22 protein-coding genes and 1 tRNA gene are annotated in these 22,615 nt (G+C 63.3%); 5 read left to right on the top strand and 18 right to left on the bottom strand.

Annotation, left to right across the window (positions count from 1 at the left end):
- Positions 1–5 precede the first annotated feature (5 nt).
- From ACVTFQ_RS16085 to ACVTFQ_RS16055, 7 genes are all read right to left on the bottom strand, one after another.
- On the bottom strand, positions 6–887 hold the full coding sequence (locus ACVTFQ_RS16085; protein ID WP_026283550.1) for a 3-hydroxybutyryl-CoA dehydrogenase: 882 nt from the start codon (positions 885–887) through the stop codon (positions 6–8).
- A gap of 187 nt (positions 888–1,074) precedes the next feature.
- The gene (locus tag ACVTFQ_RS16080; RefSeq protein WP_112437029.1) at positions 1,075–2,004 is read right to left on the bottom strand and encodes an electron transfer flavoprotein subunit alpha/FixB family protein; all 930 of its coding nucleotides are present in this window, start codon (positions 2,002–2,004) and stop codon (positions 1,075–1,077) included.
- 23 nt (positions 2,005–2,027) lie between these two features.
- A complete protein-coding gene (locus ACVTFQ_RS16075; protein WP_112437030.1) occupies positions 2,028–2,786 on the bottom strand; it encodes an electron transfer flavoprotein subunit beta/FixA family protein in 759 nt (252 codons plus the stop codon).
- 173 nt (positions 2,787–2,959) lie between these two features.
- Positions 2,960–3,745: a rhomboid family intramembrane serine protease gene (locus ACVTFQ_RS16070; RefSeq protein WP_111565127.1), complete on the bottom strand. Its 786-nt coding sequence runs from the start codon at positions 3,743–3,745 to the stop codon at positions 2,960–2,962.
- Positions 3,746–3,782: 37 nt separating this feature from the next.
- A complete protein-coding gene (locus ACVTFQ_RS16065) occupies positions 3,783–4,361 on the bottom strand; it encodes a cob(I)yrinic acid a,c-diamide adenosyltransferase (RefSeq protein WP_111565126.1) in 579 nt (192 codons plus the stop codon).
- A gap of 26 nt (positions 4,362–4,387) precedes the next feature.
- Entirely contained in the window at positions 4,388–4,591 is a 204-nt protein-coding gene (locus ACVTFQ_RS16060) for a twin transmembrane helix small protein (protein WP_018901506.1), read from the bottom strand.
- Between the two features lie 15 nt (positions 4,592–4,606).
- Positions 4,607–5,440: an SDR family oxidoreductase gene (locus tag ACVTFQ_RS16055; protein WP_111565125.1), complete on the bottom strand. Its 834-nt coding sequence runs from the start codon at positions 5,438–5,440 to the stop codon at positions 4,607–4,609.
- Between the two features lie 77 nt (positions 5,441–5,517).
- Here ACVTFQ_RS16055 and ACVTFQ_RS16050 point away from each other — a divergent pair, with 77 nt between their 5' ends.
- Entirely contained in the window at positions 5,518–6,450 is a 933-nt protein-coding gene (locus tag ACVTFQ_RS16050; protein WP_111565124.1) for a YihY/virulence factor BrkB family protein, read from the top strand.
- On the opposite strand, the gene gluQRS is transcribed toward ACVTFQ_RS16050, so the two are convergent.
- Positions 6,397–7,278 (bottom strand): tRNA glutamyl-Q(34) synthetase GluQRS, encoded by an 882-nt coding sequence (gluQRS, locus tag ACVTFQ_RS16045; protein ID WP_112437032.1) that lies wholly within the window; start codon positions 7,276–7,278, stop codon positions 6,397–6,399. The two genes, ACVTFQ_RS16050 and gluQRS, sit on opposite strands and share 54 nt — an antisense overlap.
- A gap of 142 nt (positions 7,279–7,420) precedes the next feature.
- Here gluQRS and ACVTFQ_RS16040 point away from each other — a divergent pair, with 142 nt between their 5' ends.
- Positions 7,421–8,065 (top strand): DNA-3-methyladenine glycosylase family protein, encoded by a 645-nt coding sequence (locus ACVTFQ_RS16040; protein ID WP_111565123.1) that lies wholly within the window; start codon positions 7,421–7,423, stop codon positions 8,063–8,065.
- 111 nt (positions 8,066–8,176) lie between these two features.
- Positions 8,177–8,734, top strand: coding sequence for an HNH endonuclease (locus ACVTFQ_RS16035; RefSeq protein ID WP_018901511.1), 558 nt, complete (start codon positions 8,177–8,179; stop codon positions 8,732–8,734).
- Positions 8,735–8,815: 81 nt separating this feature from the next.
- Here ACVTFQ_RS16035 and ACVTFQ_RS16030 read toward each other — a convergent pair whose 3' ends face one another.
- From ACVTFQ_RS16030 to ACVTFQ_RS16010, 5 genes are all read right to left on the bottom strand, one after another.
- Positions 8,816–9,322 carry a disulfide bond formation protein B gene (locus tag ACVTFQ_RS16030; protein WP_111565122.1) on the bottom strand — a complete coding sequence of 169 codons (507 nt, stop codon included), beginning with the start codon at positions 9,320–9,322 and terminating at the stop codon, positions 8,816–8,818.
- A gap of 50 nt (positions 9,323–9,372) precedes the next feature.
- The gene (locus ACVTFQ_RS16025) at positions 9,373–9,969 is read right to left on the bottom strand and encodes a YqaA family protein (RefSeq protein WP_018901513.1); all 597 of its coding nucleotides are present in this window, start codon (positions 9,967–9,969) and stop codon (positions 9,373–9,375) included.
- Positions 9,970–10,107: 138 nt separating this feature from the next.
- Positions 10,108–11,850: a cation:proton antiporter domain-containing protein gene (locus ACVTFQ_RS16020; protein WP_111565121.1), complete on the bottom strand. Its 1,743-nt coding sequence runs from the start codon at positions 11,848–11,850 to the stop codon at positions 10,108–10,110.
- Between the two features lie 250 nt (positions 11,851–12,100).
- A tRNA-Leu gene (locus ACVTFQ_RS16015) sits at positions 12,101–12,185 on the bottom strand.
- Positions 12,186–12,306: 121 nt separating this feature from the next.
- Positions 12,307–13,605 (bottom strand): MFS transporter, encoded by a 1,299-nt coding sequence (locus ACVTFQ_RS16010; RefSeq protein ID WP_112437031.1) that lies wholly within the window; start codon positions 13,603–13,605, stop codon positions 12,307–12,309.
- A 127-nt stretch (positions 13,606–13,732) separates the two neighbouring features.
- Between ACVTFQ_RS16010 and ACVTFQ_RS16005 the strand changes: the two genes are divergently transcribed.
- Positions 13,733–14,308: a TetR/AcrR family transcriptional regulator gene (locus tag ACVTFQ_RS16005; RefSeq protein WP_111564827.1), complete on the top strand. Its 576-nt coding sequence runs from the start codon at positions 13,733–13,735 to the stop codon at positions 14,306–14,308.
- Here the strand turns inward: ACVTFQ_RS16005 and ACVTFQ_RS16000 are convergent.
- Positions 14,305–15,099 carry a class I SAM-dependent methyltransferase gene (locus ACVTFQ_RS16000; RefSeq protein ID WP_111564828.1) on the bottom strand — a complete coding sequence of 265 codons (795 nt, stop codon included), beginning with the start codon at positions 15,097–15,099 and terminating at the stop codon, positions 14,305–14,307. The genes ACVTFQ_RS16005 and ACVTFQ_RS16000 overlap by 4 nt on opposite strands.
- 78 nt (positions 15,100–15,177) lie before the next feature.
- Entirely contained in the window at positions 15,178–16,158 is a 981-nt protein-coding gene (locus ACVTFQ_RS15995; protein ID WP_111564829.1) for an aldo/keto reductase, read from the bottom strand.
- A 225-nt stretch (positions 16,159–16,383) separates the two neighbouring features.
- On the opposite strand from ACVTFQ_RS15995, the gene ACVTFQ_RS15990 reads away from it, so the two are divergent.
- Positions 16,384–18,021: an AMP-binding protein gene (locus ACVTFQ_RS15990; protein WP_111564830.1), complete on the top strand. Its 1,638-nt coding sequence runs from the start codon at positions 16,384–16,386 to the stop codon at positions 18,019–18,021.
- A 672-nt stretch (positions 18,022–18,693) separates the two neighbouring features.
- Here ACVTFQ_RS15990 and ACVTFQ_RS15985 read toward each other — a convergent pair.
- From ACVTFQ_RS15985 to ACVTFQ_RS15975, 3 genes are all read right to left on the bottom strand, one after another.
- A complete protein-coding gene (locus ACVTFQ_RS15985) occupies positions 18,694–19,971 on the bottom strand; it encodes a GNAT family N-acetyltransferase (RefSeq protein ID WP_111564831.1) in 1,278 nt (425 codons plus the stop codon).
- Positions 19,972–19,975: 4 nt separating this feature from the next.
- Positions 19,976–21,388: a lipopolysaccharide biosynthesis protein gene (locus ACVTFQ_RS15980; protein WP_111564832.1), complete on the bottom strand. Its 1,413-nt coding sequence runs from the start codon at positions 21,386–21,388 to the stop codon at positions 19,976–19,978.
- A 110-nt stretch (positions 21,389–21,498) separates the two neighbouring features.
- Positions 21,499–22,590: a D-alanine--D-alanine ligase family protein gene (locus tag ACVTFQ_RS15975; protein ID WP_111564833.1), complete on the bottom strand. Its 1,092-nt coding sequence runs from the start codon at positions 22,588–22,590 to the stop codon at positions 21,499–21,501.
- Between the last annotated feature and the right edge of the window lie 25 nt (positions 22,591–22,615).

Raw genomic sequence — 22,615 nt, 5'->3', positions numbered from 1 at the left:
AAACCCTACCGCGTCGGAACCGGAACCTCACCACGATAATCATAGAACCCACGCCCCGACTTCCGTCCAAGCCAGCCGGCTTCGACGTATTTCACCAGCAGCGGGCAAGGGCGGTACTTGCTGTCCGCCAGGCCGTCATGCAGCACCTGCATGATCGACAGGCAGGTGTCGAGGCCGATGAAGTCGGCGAGTTGCAGCGGGCCCATGGGGTGGTTGGCGCCCAGCTTCATGGCGGTGTCGATGGCATCGACGGTGCCGACGCCTTCGTAGAGCGTGTAGATCGCCTCGTTGATCATCGGCAGCAGGATGCGGTTGACGATGAAGGCCGGGAAGTCCTCGGCGACGGTGACGGTCTTTTCGAGCGAGGCCACGAATTCGCGGGCCTTCTTGAAGGTGGTCTCTTCGGTGGCGATCCCGCGCACCAGCTCGACCAGCTTCATGACAGGCACCGGGTTCATGAAGTGAATGCCCATGAAGCGCTCGGGGCGGTCGGTGGCCGATGCCAGGCGGGTGATCGAGAGAGAAGATGTGTTGGTGGCGATGATCGCTTCCGGCTTCAGGACTGGACAGACCGTGGCGTAGATCTTGCGCTTGACGCTTTCGTCCTCGGTCGCGGCCTCGATGACGAGATCGGAGGAGGCGAGGTCGTTGATGTCGGCGGAGCCGGATATCAAGGAGAGCGTGCTTGAGCGCTCCTCGTCGGTCATCTTGCCGCTGGTGACGTGGCGGGCGAGGTTGCCGTTGATGGTGGCGAGGCCGCGCTCGATGCGATCCTGGGTGAGATCGTAGATGTGGACCTTGTAGCCTGCGCTAGCCGAAACCTGCGCGATGCCGCAACCCATCTGGCCCGCGCCGATAATTCCGATTGTCTTGAACACCGCAGTCATCTCCACACCCCTGCTCGGCCTTCGCCCCCGCGATTGCCGTACCTATTCAACAAAACTGCCGGACGAATGATCGCCCGGCAGCAGTAGTAGCCCCTAAAAAGATAATTTTCCAGTCGCTCGCATGTGCGAAAGATGACACGCGATCATGGAAGCCCGGCGTCGCATGCGAAACCGGGCATCCACCGACTTAGAGAGCCTTCTGCAGCTCGGGCAGGGCGTCGAAGAGATCGGCGACGAGGCCGAAATCGGCGACCTGGAAGATCGGTGCTTCCTCGTCCTTGTTGATCGCGACGATGACCTTCGAATCCTTCATGCCGGCCAGATGCTGGATGGCGCCGGAGATGCCGCAGGCGATGTAGAGATCGGGCGCAACGACCTTGCCGGTCTGGCCGACCTGCCAGTCGTTCGGCGCGTAGCCGGCATCGACCGCCGCACGGCTCGCACCCACTGCAGCACCGAGCTTGTCGGCAACCGGCAGGATGACTTCCTGGAACTTCTCGGACGAACCGAGCGCGCGGCCGCCGGAGATGATGATCTTGGCGGATGTCAGTTCCGGACGGTCGGAGGTCGACAGCGCATCCTTGACGAAGGTCGAGAGACCCGGATCGGACACGGCGGGGATCGCCTCGACCGAAGCCGAACCGCCCTCGGGGGCAGCGGCGAAGGACGCGGTACGGACGGTGATGACCTTCTTGGCGTCGGTCGACTGCACCGTCTGGATGGCGTTGCCGGCATAGATCGGGCGCTTGAAGGTGTCGGCGGAGACGACTTCGATGATCTCGGAGACCTGGGCGACGTCGAGCAGGGCGGCCACGCGCGGCAGCACGTTCTTGCCGACCGAGGTGGCGGCCGAGATGATGGTGTCGTAGCTTGCGGCCAGCGAAACGATCAGGTCGGCCAGCGGCTCGGCCAGATTGTTGGCAAGCTCGTCGCTTTCGGCGAGCAGGACCTTGGAGACGCCCGACAGCTTTGCGGCGGCATCGGCTGCGGGCTTGGCGCCCTTGCCGGCGACCAGCACATGCACGTCGCCCCCGATTTTTGCGGCCGCTGTCAGCGTCTTGGCGGTCTGGTCGGAAAGGGTTGCGTTGTCGTGATCAGCCAGAAGAAGAATGGCCATGATGATATCTCCTTTCTCGAACCTTAGAGGGCGCCAGCGGACTTGAGCTTTTCGACGAGCTCAGAAACCGATGCGACCTTGACGCCTGCCTTGCGGCCGGAGGGTTCTTCTGTCTTCAGCACCTTGAGCTTTGGCGCGGTGGAAACGCCGAAATCGGCGGGTGCCTTCTTGTCGAGCGGCTTCTTCTTCGCCTTCATGATGTTGGGCAGCGAAGCGTAGCGCGGCTCGTTGAGGCGCAGGTCGGTGGTGACGACTGCAGGCAACTTGACCTCGATGGTCTGCAGGCCGCCGTCGACTTCGCGGGTCACGGTCGCCTTGCCCCCAGGGCCAGCGGAGTCGATCTCGATCTTCGAAGCGAAGGTGGCCTGTGCGGTGCCCAAGAGGGCCGCCAGCATCTGGCCAGTCTGGTTCGAATCGTCATCGATCGCCTGCTTGCCGACGATGATAAGGCCAGGCTGTTCGGCGTCGGCGACGCCCTTCAGGATCTTGGCGACGGCGAGCGGCTCGACCTGGTCGTCGGTCTCGACGAGAATGGCGCGGTCGGCACCCATGGCGAGCGCGGTGCGCAGCGTTTCTTCAGCCTTGGCCGGACCGATCGAGACCACGATCACTTCCTCGGCCTTGCCGGCTTCCTTCAGGCGAAGCGCCTCTTCCACCGAGATTTCGTCGAAGGGGTTCATCGACATCTTGATGTTGGCCAGTTCGACGCCCGTGCCATCCGGCTTCACGCGGATCTTCACGTTGTAATCAACCACCCGCTTTACTGGGACGAGAATCTTCATGTGGTCCTTCCTTCAACTCTTTCGCCAAGAAAATGCGCGTTTCCGCGCTGCTCCGATTGTCGAATGGCGACATGGATACGCGTTTTTCCTCCAAAGACAACGCTTCCATGACGCAGACAGGCAAATTCCATGGGGATTATATTACCTTTACGTTCACGTCAATATTTTCGGCTTCATTTGTCCCAGGGCAAGCGCGGGCGGGGTGGCTGGCCAGGGACGGTGATCATGGCGGGATTGGGCGTCGGCCGGTCGCGCACGGCCTTGGGCGTCACCACCTCGCTGTCGAAGAGCGGCACCCCGCGCCGGCGCATGACGAGCACCAGCAGAGCGCCTGCGATAATGCCGCCGACATGGGCGCCCCAGGAGACGTTGCCGTCAGGCTCCAGCGCCAGCATGACAAATTGCTGGCCGGTCCAGAGTATCAGCGGAACGAAGGCTGGAAGCGGCAGCGGCACGCGCATGAAGACCAGCACCCAGACTTTCACGCGCGGATGCAGCATGAGATAGGCCGCAACGACGCCCGATATGGCGCCGGACGCGCCGATCAGCGGTGCCTGGGAGGTCATGCCGATCAGGCCATGCACCAGCGCGCCCGATATGGCGCAAAGGAGATAGAAGACGAGGAAGCGCAGATGGCCCATCGCATCCTCGACATTGTCGCCGAAGACCCAGAGGAACAGCATGTTGGAGGCGAGGTGCCAGAAGCCGGAATGGACGAAGGCGTAGCTGACATAGGTCAGCGGCTCGGGCGTGATTGCGAGCGCCGGTTCGAGATGGGCGTAGTGGAAGGCGACGGCCGGGATATAGCCGAGGCCGACGAAGGCCGCCTGCGCGACCGATTCTGTCGCTATGACGCCGGTAAACAGCCAACCGACGATGTTGACCGCGATCAGCCCCATCGTCACCCATTGCAGCTTGATATGCTTCAGCGTGTTGGCATCGTGCAGCGGTATGAACATATGGGCCGGCGGTCCAGTTGCTTGATATCAGTCAAGCCTAGCGGTTTTTTCCGGGAACCCAAAGCACATCCGCATGGCCGCGATCATTGGCGTGGCGGGCGGCGACGAAGAGGAAATCGGAGAGGCGGTTCACGTATTTCAGTGCTGCGGCGCTGACGATCTCGCCCTCGCTGCGCGACAGCGTCACCATCAGCCGTTCGGCCCTGCGGGTGATGGTGCGCGCCAGATGCAGGTGGGCTGCGGCGGAGTGGCCGCCCGGCAGCACGAAGGATTTGAGCGGCTGCAGATCGGCGTTCAGATTGTCGATGTCGTTTTCGATGCGTGTCACCTGGCTTTCGACGATGCGCAGCGGCTCGTATTCCGGCGGCGTGCCGGTGTCGGGCGTGGCGAGATCGGCGCCGAGATCGAAGAGATCGTTCTGGATCGACATCAGCATCGCATCGAGCTCGGGCATGCCCTGCATGTGCAATCTCGCGATGCCGATCGCCGAATTGGCCTCGTCGATGGTGCCGAAGGCCTCGACGCGCAGATCATCCTTCAGCCGGCGCGGGCCGGCGACTAGCCCGGTCGTGCCGTCGTCGCCCGTCTTGGTGTAGATCTTGTTGAGCTTGACCATGCTTTATCTCCTCCTCTGTGGGGTGATCAGCTGGGGCGACCGCCGCCGGTCAGCCAGAGCGTCAGCATGATCAGGAGCACGGCCACCGCCTGCAAGAGCACGCGCAGCTGCATCAGCTTGTTGGACAGATTGGCGTCGCCGCCCTTCATCATGTTGAACAGGCCGCGGATCAGAACGATGGCGACAAGGCCCATCACGATGATGGCGAGAACGTAGACGACAGTTGACATTGGGTTTCCTCCTCCTCAATCGAACCTGCGCAGCAGCCGGTAGAAGAGGTCCGCGGGCAAGAGCTTTTTCAAGAACATGCCCTGCTTGGCCGGCCGCGTCACTGGGTAATGTGGTCGCGGGCGCGGGGCGTTCAATGCGTGCTTCAGGACATCATAGACCGCCTCGGGGCCGAGCTTGTGGCGGTTGGCCGGGCCGGAGCCATCGAGCCTTGCCAGCTGGCGGCGATAATCCACGGCATGTGCCGAGCCTCTTACATCGATGTGCTCGTTGATCTTCGCGAGCGAATTGGCAACGAAGCGCGAGGCGATCGGGCCGGGTTCGATCAGGCTGACATGAATGCCGCTGCCTTCGAGCTCCATGCGGAGCGTGATGCTCAAGCCCTCGAGCGCGAATTTCGACGCGGTATAGGCGCCGCGATAGCGGTAGGGCACGACGCCCAGAATGGACGAGCACTGGACGATGCGGCCGCGGCCGTGCTTGCGCATCAGCGGAATGATCTGCCGCGTCAGCTCGTGCCAGCCGAAGAAGTTGGTCTCGAACTGTTCGCGCAGCACGTCCGTCGTCAGGTCCTCGACAGCGCCCGGCTGGCCATAGGCGCCGTTGTTGAAGAGCGCGTCGATGCGGCCGCCGCTGAGCTCCGTGACCTCCCGGACGAAGTCGGCGATCGAATCGCTGCTGGTGTAATCCATGCGGAAGGCTTCGATGCCATCGGCCTGAAGCGGCGCCAGATCGTCGAACTTTCTGACAGTCGCGAGGACGCGCCAGCCGTCGGCCTTCAACGCACGGGCACAATAAGCACCGATCCCGGACGAACATCCGGTAATGATGATAGTGCGTTGATCCGACATGGAATGATTCCTGTACAAACTAGGACTCGTTTCCCATATTCGATCGGGCGACACAATGAGGAATGCCGGGAGCCGGAATGCCGAAAATTTTTCGCATCTTGTATGATGTGCTTTACGATGCGATCTGGCATTTCCTTGAAGATGACGGCTTCGCCATGGCAAGCCATGTCGCGCTTTCCACGCTGCTTGCCGTCTTCCCATTCCTGATTTTCGGCACCGCGCTTGCGAATTTCCTCGGCGCTGACCAGTTCTCGATGACCGCCGTGCACCTCGTCTTCGATACGTGGCCGGAGGCGATCGCCAAGCCGCTCGCCGATCAGGTGCTGCAGGTCTTGACCGTGCCGCGCGGCGGGTTGTTGACGATCTCGGTGCTGGCTGCCGCCTACTTCGCCTCCAACGGCGTCGAGGCGCTTCGCATCTCGCTCAACCGCGCCTACCGTGTGCAGGAAACGCGGCCGTGGTATTTCACCCGTCTCGCCAGCCTCGGCTTCGTGATGATCGCGGTAACGATCTTCGCGGCGATCAGCATCTTGCTCGTGGCGGTGCCGCTGGCGCTCGATTATGCCCGGCAATGGTTTCCGCTGTTTGCCGACACGCTCGACATCGTCTTCAACTGGCGTATCTACGGCACGCTGTTCGTGCTGACGGTCGGCCTGCTGGTCGTGCATCTGTGGCTTCCGGCCGGACGCAGGCGGGTGTTCGATGTCGTGCCGGGCGTGCTTCTGACGCTGATCCTGTGGTTCATCGGCGCGCTGATCTTCGCCTATTATCTCGCGACCTTCGCCAACTACGCCGCCACCTATGCGGGCCTGGCATCGGTGATGATCGTGCTGATCTTTCTCTACATGATCGGGGTGATCTTCATCATCGGCGCCGAGCTCAACGCGGCGCTTCTGAAATTCCGGGTGCGGGCGATCTTTTCGCACAACTTCCTGAGCGGCCAGGGCCAGAAGCCATCAAAGCCCGACGAGGTGACGAATATTGTCCGCCGGGACGCCTCGGGCTCGTAGGTCCGAGAGGCCGGTATCGCCGCTGCTTTTCGAGAGCTTGCGGCCGGCCGCGTCGGTGACAAGGCGATGGTGATGATAGGTGGGTGCCGGAAGATCAAGCAGCGTCTGCAGCACCCGGTGCACCGAAGTCGCGTGGAAGAGATCGAGGCCGCGCACGACATGGGTGACGCCCTGTAGCGCGTCGTCGACCACCACGGAAAGATGATAGCTCGACGGCGCATCCGAGCGCGACAGCACGACATCGCCCCAGGATGCAGGGTCGGCGGCGATCACGCCCCGGTCGCCGTCTCCAGTCTCCTGCCAGGAGAGCGGTTCGTCGATCAGGTCTAGCGCCTTTGCCATGTCCAGCCGCCAGGCGTGTTTCAGGCCGGAGGACAGCATTACCTGCCGCTCGGCTAAGGGGCGGTCGCGGTCGTCAGCGGGGTAGAGCGGCGAGCCATCGGGATCGCGCGGCCACGCGCTGCCTTGTGCCTCGGATGCCGCGACCCTGGTCTTGACCTCGCCGCGGGTGAGGAAGGCGGGGTAGGCGAGGCCGCGGTCGATCAGGTCGGCCAGGGCCGCTTGATAGGCCTCGAAATGCTCCGACTGCCGGCGCACCGGTTCTTCCCAGTCGATACCGAGCCATCTGAGATCGGTATAGATGCTCGCTTCGAATTCGGGTGTGCAGCGGGTGAGATCTATGTCTTCGATGCGCAACAGGAAGCGCCCATCGGCGGCGTCGGCCATGTCGCGGTTCAGGAAGGCCGAGAGCGCATGGCCGAGATGCAGCGCGCCGTTGGGGCTCGGAGCAAAACGGAAGACCGGCTTTTGACGGGGAATCGCGATCATGCTTTCTTCTGCCACGGATTCTAGAGCGCGTCGCGATCTTTCAGATTCGCTCATTGCGCTCTAGGTCTTTGTTTTTCCGCATGTCTTGATCCCGAAACCGGCGGCCACTTTCGGGAGACATGCTCTAAGATCGCGAGGAAGCGTGCATATCATTCGCAACGACGGGGACGTGGCCCAGGGACTGGCCGAACTCATCATCATCGACCCGCGTCTCGTTTCGATCGCCGCCGATGCCGGTCCACTTCCCTTGCGGCTCAGGGAACCCGGCTTCGAGGGGCTGGCGCATATCATCGTGTCGCAGATGGTGTCGCGGGCGAGTGCCGAGGCGATCTGGCGGCGGATGCGGCCTGGCGATGTCGTGTTGACGGCCGAGGCCTATGCAGGCCTACACCCCGAGGCATGGCGCGAGGTCGGCCTGTCGCGGGCCAAGGCGGAGACGCTGACACGGATCGCCGAGGCTGTCGCCTCCGGCGGGCTCGACCTGCAGGCTCTGTCCGGCCTGCCGCCGCAGCAGGCGTTGGCGGCGCTGACGGCGCTGAAGGGCGTCGGGCCATGGACGGCGGAGGTTTATCTGATGTTTTGCGGCGGCCATGCCGACGTCTTTCCATCCGGCGACGTGGCGCTGCAGAACGCGGTGGCGGCGGCCTTCGGTTTGGATGCGCGGCCGGGGGCGCGACAGCTGGCAAAACTTGCCATGGACTGGGCACCGTGGAGATCGGTGGCGGCGCGGCTTTTCTGGGCGTATTATGCAGCGAAACTGGGCCGCGGTCTGGTTCCGGTCGGCTGAACGGCAACACATACAAATGCCATTGTGTGGCTTGAATTTATTGGACTTCACAATGCCGTCACAACCGGCCTAATATAAGAGTGCAGATGCCGAATCGATCAGGAGAGTGCCTTGACGATTGCTGTTTCACCTCAGGCCCTGCCAGCGCTCGTTCTGAACGCTGACTATCGGCCGCTGAGTTATTATCCCTTGTCGCTCTGGTCCTGGCAGGACGCGATCAAGGCGGTCTTCCTTGACCGTGTGAATATCATCGCGGAATACGAACATTCGGTCTCCTCGCCGAGCTATTCGATGCGGCTTCCGAGCGTCGTGTGCCTGAAAACCTATGTGCAGCCTTCGCGCAATCCGGCTTTCACGCGCTTCAACGTGTTCCTTCGCGACAAGTTCGAGTGCCAGTATTGCGGCGATCATAACGACCTGACCTTCGATCACGTCATTCCGCGCGCCCATGGCGGCGAGACGACGTGGCAGAATGTCGTGGCGGCCTGCTCTCCCTGCAATCTCAGGAAGGGCAGCAAGCTCCCGAAGCAGGCAGGCATGTTCCCGCACCAGAAGCCCTACCAGCCGACCGTGCAGGACCTGCACAACAATGGCCGGCTTTTCCCGCCGAACTATCTGCACGACAGCTGGCTCGACTATCTCTACTGGGATAGCGAACTGCAGCCCTGATCTCCAGTCCGGCCCGTTTCCGGGCAGGACTGCTTCACGCTTCGATGGATCAGCCCGACTTGGTCGGGCCGACTTCTTTGATCAGGCAGACTTGCGCACGCCGATAAAGGCGAAGGCGGCGAGGATCAGGCTTGCGATCACGTTCCAACCAGCCATGGAGAGGCCAGCGACGCGAAGGGCTGCTTCCGTGCAGGAGGGGCCCTTGATGGTGTTGAGTTCGGTCAGGAGATCGCCGGCGTTCTGCGTCATGCTGCTGGCGCTGGTCGAGCAGGCGGTGGGGCCAGCCCAGAAGTGCCATTCGACACCGGCGTGATAGACGCCCATGCCGGCGCCGACGACCATCAGCAGGCCACCGGCGAGCAGGAAGGTGCGGCCGATCCAGTTGGGAAGGCCGAGCGCCGATGTGATGGCGCCGATGATGACCAACGGGATGCCGTAGTAATAGGGCTGGCGCTGCATCAGGCAGAGCTCGCAGGGAATATAGCCGCCGATATACTGGAAGCCGAGCGCGGAGCCGATGACCACGGCCATGCCGATCGCCAGCACGATGGAATAGATGAAGGTGGGACGGCGGACAGAGAAGGTCATGCGGGGGCTCCGGGCAAATGGCGCATGGGGACTATGGTGTTAGCGGATAATCAGTGGGCAAGCAGCTTGTAGCCGACACCTGCCACGATCAGCACGCCGGCAACGATCGCGGTGATCTGGCCGAGGCGCTTTTCGATGAAGTGGCGGATCGGTTCGCCATAGCGGCGCAGCAGCCAGGCGAGAAACAGGAAGCGTGCGCCACGGGCGATGATGGCCGAGATGATGAAGAAGCCGAGGTTCATGTGAATGACGCCGGCGAGAATGGTGACGATCTTGATCGGCGGCAGGTGCGCGAGACCTGACGTCACCAGCAACAGCAGCAGAATTTCCCATTCGTCGTGGATGTAGGTTCGCATCTGCTCGAAGGCATCGAGCTTGCCGTAGAATTCAAGGACAGGGCGGGCAATCGTGTCATAGGCATAATAGCCAAGCGCCCAGCCGGCGATGCCGCCGAGAACGGAGGCGACGGTCGCCACCAGCGCGTAGCGATAGGCGCGCTCGGGCTTGGCAAGCGCCATCGGCAGATAAAGGACATCGGCCGGAACGAGAAAGACGGAGCTTTCGACGAAGGCGATAACGGCAAGCCAGACTTCGGCCGATTTGCGAGATGCCAGCGACATGGTCCAGTCGTACAATCTGCGAAGCATTCCGGTCCTTTCAGGTTGCGTGCATGAGCTTTATGGGCCTGATATCGGCCTGTAAATGGCTGCTGTGTCAGTCATGCGGCAGTGCGATAAAAAACTCTTCGTGATCGTGTGAGGGAATTGTGCCGTGATCGCGCGGGATCAGGAGGCGACACCTGATGAGGGCACGCGCTTCTGGCGCATGACGTTCATCTCGGTGCGTTCGCGCGCCATCTCGCTCACCATCTGTCGGAGCGCCGGATGCTTGGCCGTGAACATGTTGAAATCGCGTCGTTCCAGCACGAAGAAATGGCAGAAATCGACGGCGACCACATCGGCATTGCGGCGCCCGCCGCTCAAAAGCGCCATCTCGCCGAAGAAGGCGCCGGGCTCCAGCCTTATCGCATCATCCGGCAGCTGCACTTCGACGGCGCCCGCCGACAGGAAATACATGCCGCCGCCGCGATCGCCCTTGCGCATGACGCGCTCGCCTGGGAGTGCCGATTTCGGGCGGAACAGCAGAAGCAGCTCTTCCTGCGAGTTCTCGTCGACATTGGCGAAGAGCGGGAAGGTTTCGCTGAGCTCGCGCATTTCCAGCTGATGCTGGTGTTCGCGCGCTTCGGTGATGGCGCGGATCTTGTCGAGCTCGTCGTTCAGCAGGTCGAAATTGGCGTGGCCGTGGCGCGCACTTTGCGGCCAGCGGCGCTGGATATAGCCATGCAGCGCTTCTGCGCCGGCGCAGACGATGGGGTTGAGCGTGATCGAGATGATGGCGCTGGCGAGAATGATGTCCTGACCGTCGGTCGGCAGCAGGCCGAGCGTGACGCCAAGGCCGGCGAGGATAAACGAGAATTCGCCGATCTGAGCCAGCCCGCCCGCCACCGTCAGGCCCATGCCGATCGGATAGCGCAGCAGCGTCACGACGACGAAAGAGATGATCCCCTTGCCGACGATGATGAGCAAGAGCGCGGAGAGAACGCCGAGCGGCTGGCGCAGGAGGATCGATGGATCGAACAGCATGCCGACCGACACGAAGAAGAGCACCGAGAACGCATTCTGCAGCGGCAGGGAATCGGCGGCCGCGCGATGGCTGAGGCTGGATTCGCTCATGACCACGCCGGCGAAGAAGGCGCCGAGCGCGAAGGACACACCGAAGATCTGCGCCGAGCCGAAGGCGATGCCGAGCGCCAGCGCCAGGACCGTCAGCGTGAAGAGCTCGCGCGAGCCGGTGCGGGCGACGCGGATCAGCAGCCACGGCACGACCTTGGGGCCGAGGAAGATCGCCATCGCGGCAAAAGCGCCAACCTGCAGAAGCGTCAGCGCGATGGTGAGCGGCAGCGGCATGGCGGCGCCATGCGCGCCTGTTGGCGCGTGGCCGCCGAGCAGCTCGGCCAAAGCAGGCAGCAGCACCAGCGCCAGCACCATGGCCAGATCCTCGACGATCAGCCAGCCGACGGCGACGCGGCCGCTGGCGGCATTGACCAGATTTCGCTCTTCCAGCGCCTTCAGGAGCACCACGGTGCTGGCGACCGAGAGGCTCAGCCCGAAGACGATGCCGGCGCCGAGGCTCCAACCCCACCATTCCGCCAGCCCGACGCCGAGCAGCGTCGCGACCAGGATCTGCACGATCGCGCCCGGAATGGCGACGCCGCGCACGGCAAGCAGGTCACGCGCCGAGAAATGCAACCCGACGCCAAACATCAGCAAGATCACCCCGATCTCGGCCAGCTGGCTCGCAAGCCCGGTATCGGCCACGAAACCCGGCGTGATCGGCCCCATCAAAATCCCGGCCAGCAGATAGCCCACCAGCGGCGGCAGCTGCAGGCGATCGGCAAGATAGCCAAGGATCGCCGCGAACCCGAAACTGACGGCAATGGTGGCGATGAGGGGGACGTCGTGATGCACGCTTATGTGTTCTCCTTTTGGGAGCCGGCACTTTGACCGATGTGCGGGGGAAATTAAACTGCTGATTTAAATTGAGCTATGTATGGGCGGGCGGAAAGCTGGAAAGCACCGTTTTTGCGCCTGCTTCTCTACAATCGAGCCGTAAGTCGGCGGCGTGGCTTTCGGGAGCGCCCGAATAACAGGGCGATGATCGTTCTCAACTTTAGATGATAGCGAAATGCAAAGGCCGGTCGGGTCTGCAGCAATCCAGTGGTGCCCCATGCCGGAGTCGAACCAGCACTTCTTTCGAAACTCGATTTTGAGTCGAGCGCGTCTACCAATTCCGCCAATGGGGCAACGGATACCGACGAGGCGGGTGTCTAGCATGCGTTTGACTGATGGCGCAAGACGGGGATGCGGGTATCGGGCTGATTTCGTGGGGCTTCCGGCCGAATGGCTTCGGCCGGAAGGATCTCTTCAGTGAGCGGCGGAGACGGCCGGGGTTGCTAGGCCGGATTTCTTGATCGTGATCGCCAGGATGGAGGCGAGCAGGCAGAAGGCGCCGGCGATGAAGAAGGCGGGGAGATAGCTCTGCAGCTCGGTGCGCGACAGGCCGGCGCCGTAGGCGGCCGTGGCGGCGCCCAGCTGGTGGCCGGTGAAGACCCAGCCGAAGACGATGCCGACCTTCTCCTTGCCGAAGCGCTCGGCGGCCAGCTTCACCGTCGGAGGCACGGTGGCGATCCAGTCCAGCCCGTAGAAGACGGCGAAGATCGACAGGCCGTAGAAGGAGAAATCGCTGAACGGCAGGAAGAGCAGCGACAGGCCGCGCAGGCCGTAATACCAGAAGAGCAGCCAGCGATTGTCGAAACGATCAGACAGCCAGCCGGAGCCGATCGTGCCGAAGAAATCGAAGATGCCCATGACGGCGAGCACACTGGCGGCGGCCACCGGCAGGATGCCGAAATCGCCGCAGAGTGTCACGAAATGTGTCTGGATCAGGCCGTTGGTGCTCAGGCCGCAGATGAAGAAGGTGGCGAACAGGATCCAGAAGGTCGAGGTCTTCGAGACCTCCTTGAGAACGACGATCGGGGCTGCAAGCATGGTGAGCAGGCCGCCGGTCTGTACGGGCGGCGGGGTGATGCGGTCCTCGCCGAAGGAGGGGAGGTTGAGATCCGACGGGCGGTCGCGCATGAAGGCGAGCACGACCAGGGCTGCGAAAAGGATCATGCCGCAGACGAAGAAGACGGTGGCGCGCCAGCCGTAGCTTTCCGTCAGCTGCGCCATCAGGGGCAGGAAGACCAACTGGCCGGTGGCCGAGCTCGCCGACAGCATGCCGACGACGAGGCCGCGGTGCTTGGTGAACCAGCGGGCCGAGACGGTGGCGGCGAGCACCATGGCGGTCAAGCCCGTTCCGAGGCCGACGACGATGCCCCAGAGCAGCAGCAACTGCCAGATCTCGGTCATGAACAGCGAGCCGACGAAGCCGCTGGAGATCAGGATCATGGCGAAGACGATGACCTTGCGGACGCCGAAATAATTCATGAAGGCGGCGGAGAAGGGGCCCATCAGGCCGAAGAGCAGCAGGCGGACGGCGAGCGCCGACGAAATCTGCGAGGTCTCCCAGCCGAACTCGTCCTGCAGCGGCTTGATCAGCACACCCGGCGCGCCCATGGCGCCTGCCGTGACCAGCATGGTGAGAAAGGTGGCGGCGACGACGACCCATCCGTAGTGGATGTTGCGCCGCGCCAGCGTGGAGGCAAGTGCAGTGGAGACCATGGGGGCTGTTCCGTTCGGGGTTGCCGGAAGGCTAATACAAATATTTAGATGACGATCATCATCATTGTTGATTATTGATGATGCGCGTCATATAAATTGTCAAGCGGTGTTTTTTAGGAGCCTTGGTATGCGCGTCAGCCGGGAGAAATTCGCGGAAAACCGGGAGAAAATCCTCGGTGTCGCGGGCGTGCTGTTTCGCGAGAAGGGGTTCGAATCCACCGGCGTGGCCGAGATCATGAAGGCCGCGGGGCTGACCCATGGCGGCTTCTACGGGCATTTCCAGTCGAAGGAAGATCTGGCGCTCGAAGTGAGCCGGGCGCTAATCGAGCGGGTGAAGATCCGCTGGAACGAGATTATAACAAGTGCCCCGAACGCGCCGCTCGATGCGCTCCTCAATCATTATCTCTCGCGCTGCAGCGTCGACGATCCCGGCGGCAGCTGCGTCTTCGCCTCGCTGGTGCAGGAGGTTAGTCGCAGCCAGGGTGCCGTGCGCTCGACCTTCAATGACGGGCTGTCGGCGCTGGTCGATATCCTCTCCGAGATCGTGCCCGGCGACAGCGCGCAAGAGCGCCGCGCCAAGGGGTTCACGACGCTGTCGGCGATGATGGGCGCGGTCATCCTGGCGCGCGCGGTGGAGAGCCGGGAGCTATCCGACAATTTCCTGTTCACGACGCGTGACGCTCTTTCGCCGGCTAAGAGCTAGCTGCGACGGGCGATCAGGCCGCTGATCTCGACCGTCTCGGCGAAGCGGCCATCCGGCGATAACCTTGCTAGTGCTGCGCGCAGCTCCGTTTCGAACGCTTCCGCTTTGTCTCCCAGCGTTTCCGGTGACGTCACCGAGGTCGAAAAGGCGCGGCCGATGATGTTGTCCGCGGTCAGCTGGCGCTCGCTTACGATGCCGATCCGCTCGAGATGGTTGAAGGGCGATTGCAGCAGCATCGTTTCGTGGGCGACCCAATCCGGGCCCTTGCGGCGCTCGCGGTCGGCGTTGCGCTCCGGCGCGAAGGTTTCCGACAGCGCGTTAACGGCTGTACGCCAATCGGGCGTGGAGGCTATGTGGCGGTCGCCGAAGAGCACGACGCAACCGTCGTCGACGGTGATCGCGTCGAGTGCCTTGAGCGTCGCCGGGCGGTCCATCCAGTGGAAGGAGCGGCCCATGACCGTCATCTTCAGCGGCGCAAGCGATGGGCTGAGATCGTAGGACGAACCCTGGATGAAATCGACGGCGACACCGGCCTTGTCGGCATCGGCGCGTGCGGTCTCCAGCATCTCCGGTTCGGGATCGATGCCGGTGACCTTTGCGCCTGTCATGCGGGCGAAGGCGATGCCGAGTTGGCCGGGGCCGCAGCCGAGGTCGAGCAGGCGCTGGCCAGCTTGCAGGCCGGCGTGCTCGGCGACGCGGGCGATCAGCTCGTCTGGATAGGGGACGCGGTAGCGGGTGTAATAGGCGGCCGTCGAGCGGAAGCGGCGGGCCTCGAAGGGGATGACGGTCATGGGGATATCCTCAAGGGGCGATATCTTGGGAAGGGTGGTCGGCCTGCCTGAGTGAGGCAGGCCGGTGTCCCGGCGACCTTACTTGAAGCCCTCGACGCGGTGCGGCACGTAGGGCTCTTCCAGCGCCGCGACATCCTCGGCCGAGAGCTTGACCGAGAGCGCGCCGACAGCGTCGTCGATATGACCGGATTTCGAGGCGCCGATGATTGGGGCGGTGACGGCGCTCTTTTGCAGGATCCAGGCGGTGGCGATCTGGGCGCGGGAGACGCCGTGCTTCTTGGCGAGATCGCCGACCACGCCGATGATCGCGCGGTCCGCATCCTCGGCCTGCTGGTAGAGCGTCTTGCCGAACTCGTCGGTCTCGCTGCGGGCGGTCTTTTCGTCGTAGTCGCGGGTCAGGCGGCCGCGCGCCAGCGGGCTCCAGGGGATGACGGCGATCTTCTGGTCCTGGCAGAAGGGCAGCATCTCGCGCTCTTCCTCGCGGTATAGCAGGTTCAGATGGTCCTGCATGCTGACGAAGGGCGTCCAGCCGTTGGCCCTTGAGGTGTAGATCATCTTGGCGAACTGCCAGGCATGCATGGATGAAGCGCCGATATAGCGCGCCTTGCCCGCCTTCACGACATCATGCAGCGCTTCCAGCGTCTCCTCGATCGGCGTCGTCGGGTCGAAGCGGTGGATCTGGTAGAGGTCGACATAATCGGTGCCGAGTCGACGCAGGCTGTTGTCGATCTCGTCGAAGATCGCCTTGCGCGACAGGCCGGCGCCGTTGGCGCCCGGGCGCATGCGGTTGAACACCTTGGTGGCGAGCACGATCTCGTCGCGCCGCGAAAAATCCCTTATGGCGCGGCCGACGATTTCCTCGGACGAGCCGTCGGAATAGGTGTTGGCGGTGTCGAGGAAATTGATGCCGGCTTCGAGCGCCTGTCTGATCAGCGCCCGGCTCGGCTCTTCGGCCTGCGTCCAGCTATGATTGCCGCGGCCGGGCTCGCCGAAGGTCATGCAGCCCAGGCAGATCTTCGAGACTTCGAGGCCGGTGCCGCCGAATTTGACGTATTCCATGAAATCGCTCCGTGATGTGAAAAGAAACCCTGGCGCTACCCCTATCTAGGGCGGTACCCGCCAGATTGGCAGCGGCTGCAGCAAACAACCACGCGTTCCCTGGGGTGGGAAGGGCGATCCGGGCTTCACGCTTGCGTGAGCCGCGCCCAGGGTGTTAGCTGCTGCAGCATAAACGGACTTTTGCCCCGAGACCGAGACTGGGACCCCATCGATGATCCTGCGCCCATGAAGCTGCCGCCGCGCGCTCGCTATGACGATCTCTACCGCGATTTCGCCTGGACGATCCCTGAGGATTTCAACATTGGCCGCGTGTGTTCGGACGATTGGGCGGCGCGCGAGCCGGAGCGGATCTGTCTCCAGCATTTCAGCCCGGATGGCAATCACCTGTCGCTGAACTATGGCGCGCTTGCGGCCCGCTCGGCCTCGCTTGCCAACGGGCTCGTCGCGCTCGGTCTGACAAAAGGCGACCGGGTGGCGCTGCTTCTGCCGCAATCCTTCGAGACCGTGATCGCCCATATGGCGATCTACAAGATGGGCGTGATCGCGGTGCCGCTGGCGCTGCTTTTCGGCGTCGAGGCGCTGGAATACAGGTTGAAGACGTCGGGTGCGGCCGCTGTCGTGACCAACGGCTTCGGCCTCGAGCGTATCCGTGAAATCCGTGACCGGCTGCCGGAGCTCAAGACGGTGATCAGTGTCGATGCTTCTGACGACAGCGATGGCGTCGTCTCCTTCGCCGGCCTTGTCGAACGCCATGCGCCCAGTTTCGACGTGCCGCCGACTGGGCCGGACGAGCCGGCGCTGATGATCTTCACCTCGGGCACAACGGGCGCGCCGAAGGGGGCGCTGCATGGGCATCGAGTGCTCGCCGGGCATATTCCGGGCATCCAGTTCGCGCACGATAATTTTCCGCAACCGGGCGACCGGATGTGGACGCCGTCTGACTGGGCATGGGCGGGCGGGCTGCTCAACGCGTTGCTGCCGAGCCTGATGCTCGGCGTGCCCGTCGTCTCGTCGCCGGCGCAGAAATTCGATGCCGACATGGCCTACAGGATCATGGCCGAGATGAAGGTGCGCAACGGCTTCATTCCGCCGACGGCCTTGCGGCTGATGAAATCCGTGCCCGATCCGCGTCAGCGATACGATCTCAAGCTGCGCACCATTGGCGCTGCCGGCGAGGCGCTGGGGGCGGAGACGCATGATTGGGCAAGCCGCACGCTCGGGATCGAGGTCAACGAATTCTACGGGCAGACGGAGTGCAATTTCGTGCTGTCCTCGAACGCCGCCCTCGGTGTGAGCAAGCCCGGGGCGATCGGCAAGGCGGTGCCGGGGCATCGGGTGGCGATCGTCGACGAGGCCGGCGCGGTGGTGCCGCCGGGCTCGGTCGGCCAGATCGCCATCGCGCGGCCCGATCCGGTGATGTTTCTCGGCTATTGGAACGACGAGGAGGCGACGGCGCGCAAATTCGCCGGCGACTGGTTGCTCACTGGCGATCTCGGCCGGCAGGACGAAGACGGCTACATCACCTTCCTCGGCCGCGACGACGACGTCATCACCTCATCCGGCTACCGCATCGGCCCGGCCGAAATCGAGGACTGCCTGACCGGCCATCCGGCCGTGCAGATGGCGGCGGCGGTCGGCAAGCCCGACGCGCTGCGTACCGAGATCGTCAAGGCCTATGTGGTTCTGGCGCCCGGGTTTGCTGAAAGCGACGCGCTGGCGGCGGAAATCCGCGACTGGGTGAAGATGCGGCTGTCGATGCACGAATATCCGCGCGAGGTGGCGTTCGTCGACGCGCTGCCGCTGACGACATCGGGCAAGGTGATCCGGCGCATGCTGCGGGAGCGGGCGGTGGGGGAGGGGTAGTACGGGGATAATAATCTTGCGCGGTGAAAGAAATCGCCTTGATATCAGCCGCTTGCTTATTCGGTTTTCCCCATCCATCCCCGCTGAAACCATCCAGCCGATACTGATGGCGTCATTGGACAGGGAGCCGGGTCGCGAACCGGATCTGACACATCAGGGCGCAAGCCCGGCGTCCGGTGATGGTTGTTGAGAGGTGGATGTTGAGGTCGTCAGGACCTCTCATCCATTCGGAAGCGAAAGGCCGAGAGACGCTCCTGTCGGCCTGGATATCCGGAAACCTCGATATGATCGGGCAGGCGATATTGCCTGACATTCCTATCTTACATCGACCGTCGCCTGCCCATTCCCAGTCTGTCATGCCGTCGCGGAGAGGTCTCCGGCGCGGGGATTTGGGGTGTGTGGTTGGCGCGCCGTCTGTGGCCGACGCCTTTCGTTCAGATTTTACCGCGTGATACCCCCCTCTGCCCTGCCGGGCATCTCCCCCACAAGGGGGGAGATCGACTCGTGGAGAGGTCTTCGCAAAACTTTGAGGCAGGAGCGAGCGGGTAAGCCTAGCCAATCTCCCCACCTGTGAGGGAGATGCCCGGCAGGGCAGAGGGGGGTACCACACGGCACAACATCAACGACGGCTTACTGTCGGCATCAGATGGGGCCGCTCTCGAGGCCGGCACCTCACCCCCGCCCAGCCAGCGACATGATCTTCTGCCGCAGCATCTTCGCGACATTGCGGGTGCTGCTGTAGAGGTGGAGCTGGGTGGCGACCTGGCGGACGTCGCGGTCGGCGTTTTGGTTGAGGCCGATCACGACGGTGCCCATCTCTTCGCGTTCCTGCCAGAAGCGGCTCATGATCGGATGGTCGGGGACGGCGCAGCTGTCGGAGCGGACGATGTTGGCGTCGTCGAGGTGCCATTCGGTGAGTTCGCCCATCAAGAGCTTGCCCGGCGAGTAGCGGGCGTAGGCCTCGTCATAGGCGGTCTTCCAGGTATAGGCCTCGCCACCCATCATCAGGACGACGGTGGAGGCGATGGATTTGCCGTTGAAGTCGATCGAGTGGATACGAACGGCATCGACGGCGGCCAGGTTGGAGATTGCCTCGCGGGCAAAGGCCATGTGCAGGCGGTCGGTCACAAGCGCGCTGCGCTTCTTGCCCTTCCAGCCGCCGGCTTCGAGCGCCAGGAACTCCTCGAAGCGCATATGGATGTCGCGCGGCTGGCGGGCGACGTTGTAGACGACGGTACCCTTTTCCTCCAGCAGCCGCCATTGCCGGCGCATTTCGCGCATGTGCGAGGAGGAGACCGACTGGCGCAGATAGGCGACGGCGTCCTCGTCGCTCTGCAGCATCGGGCGCAGATAGGGGTTGGTTGTCGTGATCGGCAGGTTGCGGCCGATGGCGACGGCGCGGATCATGCGGGCGAAGATGCCGTTCAAGCGGAGATCCGGCAGCACCAGGATGCCGGGCATGCGCAGGTCGCGGGCGGTCAGGCCCTCGAGGAAATTGTCGAGCGTTTCGGCGGCATCCTCGCCGTCGAGCAGCGGCGTACCCAATGGCGCGAAGCTGTTGGCCCAGACACGAATGATCGAGGGGCCGACGGCAAAGCCGGGCTTTTCGACCGAAAACGGCATCAGCACGCGCAGGCGGCTGCGGGTCTCGTTCTGGTCGCGCAGCAGCGCGAAGTTGACCTCGCGGTCATCGAGGCGCGGCATGGCGGGCGCCAGGAAGCGGCCGGTGAAGAAGACATTCGGCTCCAGCGCGCGGTTGGAGAGGAAGTCCAGCTCGTCCTGCAGGTCGTAGCCGAGCTTGCCGGAATAGACACAGAGCTCGCGGCCAGCGCGGCCGATCTCGACGCGGGCTTCGGCCTGCGGTGCATCGAATTCCAGAGATGCCAGCTCGTGGACCATGCGGTTGGCGGTCGAGTCTGTGGTCTGGGTTCCGGGAGGATTGCGCACCATACTGTCAGGCTTCCATATCGTTGCCGGCACTGGCCGGTCTGGCGAAGGCGAAGAGGGCGATGCCGAGCGTGCGGCGGACTGCGAGATGCAAGAGCACGGCCTCGACGCCCATGGCGGAGGCCGTGGCGATCGCCGCGCCCTCGATGCCGAAATGGGGGATGAGGAGAATGTTGAGGGTGACGTTTGAAGTCAGCGCGCCGGCATAGAGCGCGACGCAGATATTCTGCTTGCCGGCCATCATCAGCAGCGTTTCGGCAGGGCCCACCAGCGCCTTGGCGAGAATGCCGGCAAGCAGGATCGCCATCAGCACATAGCCTGCCGTAAAGGCGCCGCCGAACAGCGACAGCAGCAGATGTCCGGCCGCGAGCACCACGAGGCCGACCGCCAGTGCCGGCCAGAAGGTCCATCTGGCGGCATCGAAGGCGGCGGCGGCAAGCTCGGCGCGGGTGCCCTCCGCGATGATGCTGGAAAAGCGCGGGCCGGATGCGGCCTTGACCGAGAAGTTGATGAAGTGGACCAGCGCCATGGTTTTTGCGGCGGCGAAGTAGATGGCGACCTCGTGCGGCTCCAGGAAAATGCCGACGACGACGACATCGGAATTGGTGAGCAGGAAGCTGACGCCCTCGATCAGGAAGATCGGGAAGGCAACGCTTAGCCAGCTCAGGAAATCGACCTTGCTCGGACCCTGGTGATAGTGCCGGCGCAGGCGGATGAGGGTCGCGACATACTGGCCGAGCGCGGTGAGATAGGTTGCGACCAGCGCCGCCTGCATGGCGGTGACAGCCGTGTGCGGCGCGCCGAGGCCGATCGCAACCAGCATGCAGGTGATGATCAGGATCGGGCGGATGATATAGACGGGGCTCAGCGCCATGACGGGCCAGTGGTTGGCGCGCGAGGTGCCTTCCAATATGTCGCCCAGCGCGATCATCGGCATGGCGAGCAGGCCGAGGAAGATCGGCACGACATAATAGCTCTGGATGCGATCGCCGAAGAGATGCAGGCCGATCATGCCGATGGCGAGCACCGCGGTGCCGGACAGCAGGCCGAAGATCCGGGCGGTGCCGGTCAGGCCGCGAATTTCCTCGAAGGCGCCCGATGCCTTGTACTGCGGCAGGAAACGGACGATGGCGGTGTGAAAGCCGAGGCAGGAGAGGTCACCGAAGAGAACGATCAGCACCCAGACGAAGACGAAGATGCCGTATTCGTACTCGCCCATCAGGCGGGCCAGGATGATTTGCGAGAGAAAGGCGAGGGCGGCGCTGATGACGCGGATCGCAAATGCGGTGAGCGCCATGCGCTGGGCGGCGGCCTTTTCGCCACGTTTGGTCATGATATCGCCGAGCATGCGAAGCAGGCGACCGCCCGCAGGACGCAGGCTCGCCGGTAGCATCTTCTCCGCCGTCTCGATGACCGCCATAATGGACACGCAAAACTCTCTGGCAAATCGTGCCTAGAGTAGTGGCATGACACGGTTAAGAAACGGTTGTGACGAGGCCCTCAGGCTTAACCTGTCCCCAAGTCAGAGCGTCAGCCGCCACCGCGCGTCAACGCCCTGTCTATCAGGACATCCAGCACCTCGGCGTAGCTGACGCCCGATGCGGCCATCGCCTTGGCGTACATGCTGATATTGGTGAAGCCTGGGATGGTGTTGAGCTCGTTGACCACGAAGGACATGTCCTGCATCAAGAAGAAATCGACGCGCGCCATGCCGTCGCAGCCGAGCGCCTTGAAGGCCTGGCGGGCGGTCTTGCGCAGCTCGTCCTCGATCTCCTTCGGCAGCTGCGCGGGCACGCGGAGCGCTGCACCTGCCTCGTCGATATATTTCGCTTCGTAGCTGTAAAAACCGTGGCTTTCGGCCGGCGCGATCTCGCCTGGCAGCGAGACGGTGATGTCGCCATTTGCATGTTCGAGCACGCTGAACTCGATCTCGCGGCCGGCGATGAATTCCTCGGCGAGAAGCTTGGTGTCGTGCTTGAAGCCCTCGGCAAGCGCGGCGGCGAAATCCGCTTGCGTCCTGACCTTGCTGACGCCGACCGAGGAGCCTTGGCGGGCGGGCTTGATGAAGAGCGGTAGGCCGAGTTCGCGTGCGGCTGTTTCGAAGGAGGGAACGCTGTCTTCCTCGATGCAGAGCGCTTTCGCCACGGGTAGCTCAGCTTCCCGGAGCAGGCGTTTGGCGATGTCCTTGTCGATGGCGGTCACCGATCCGAGCAGGCCGCAGCCGGCGAGCGGCACGCGGGCAACGGAAGCCAGGCCCTGGATCGAGCCGTCCTCGCCATGCATTCCATGCAAAACGGGGAAGAGGACGTCGATCGCGGGGACTTCATAGGGCTGCGCGCCTTGCGGGATGGCGAGCATTCGGCCATGGCCGCCAGGCAGGAGGCTGACCTCGACGGCTTCCTCGACCTTGGCGGCGGAAGAAAGTGTCGTGTCCTTGGGCAGAAGCCGCCATTGTCCTTCCCTCGTTACGAAGATTGGCAGGACGTCGTAGCGCTCGGCATCGAGGGCTGCCACGACATTGGTGGCGGAGAGGATGGAGACATCGTGTTCGGGCGAGCGGCCGCCGAAAAGGATGGCGATGCGCGGGCGCGACGATGTAGGACGGGTGGGCTGTGTCGGCATGGCGGATGGGTCCCCCTGGATTGTT

The sequence above is a fragment of the Rhizobium sp. O111 genome (assembly GCF_055616315.1).
The sequence above is the reverse complement of the archived record's forward strand: the minus strand, read 5'-3'. Positions and strand labels throughout refer to the sequence as shown.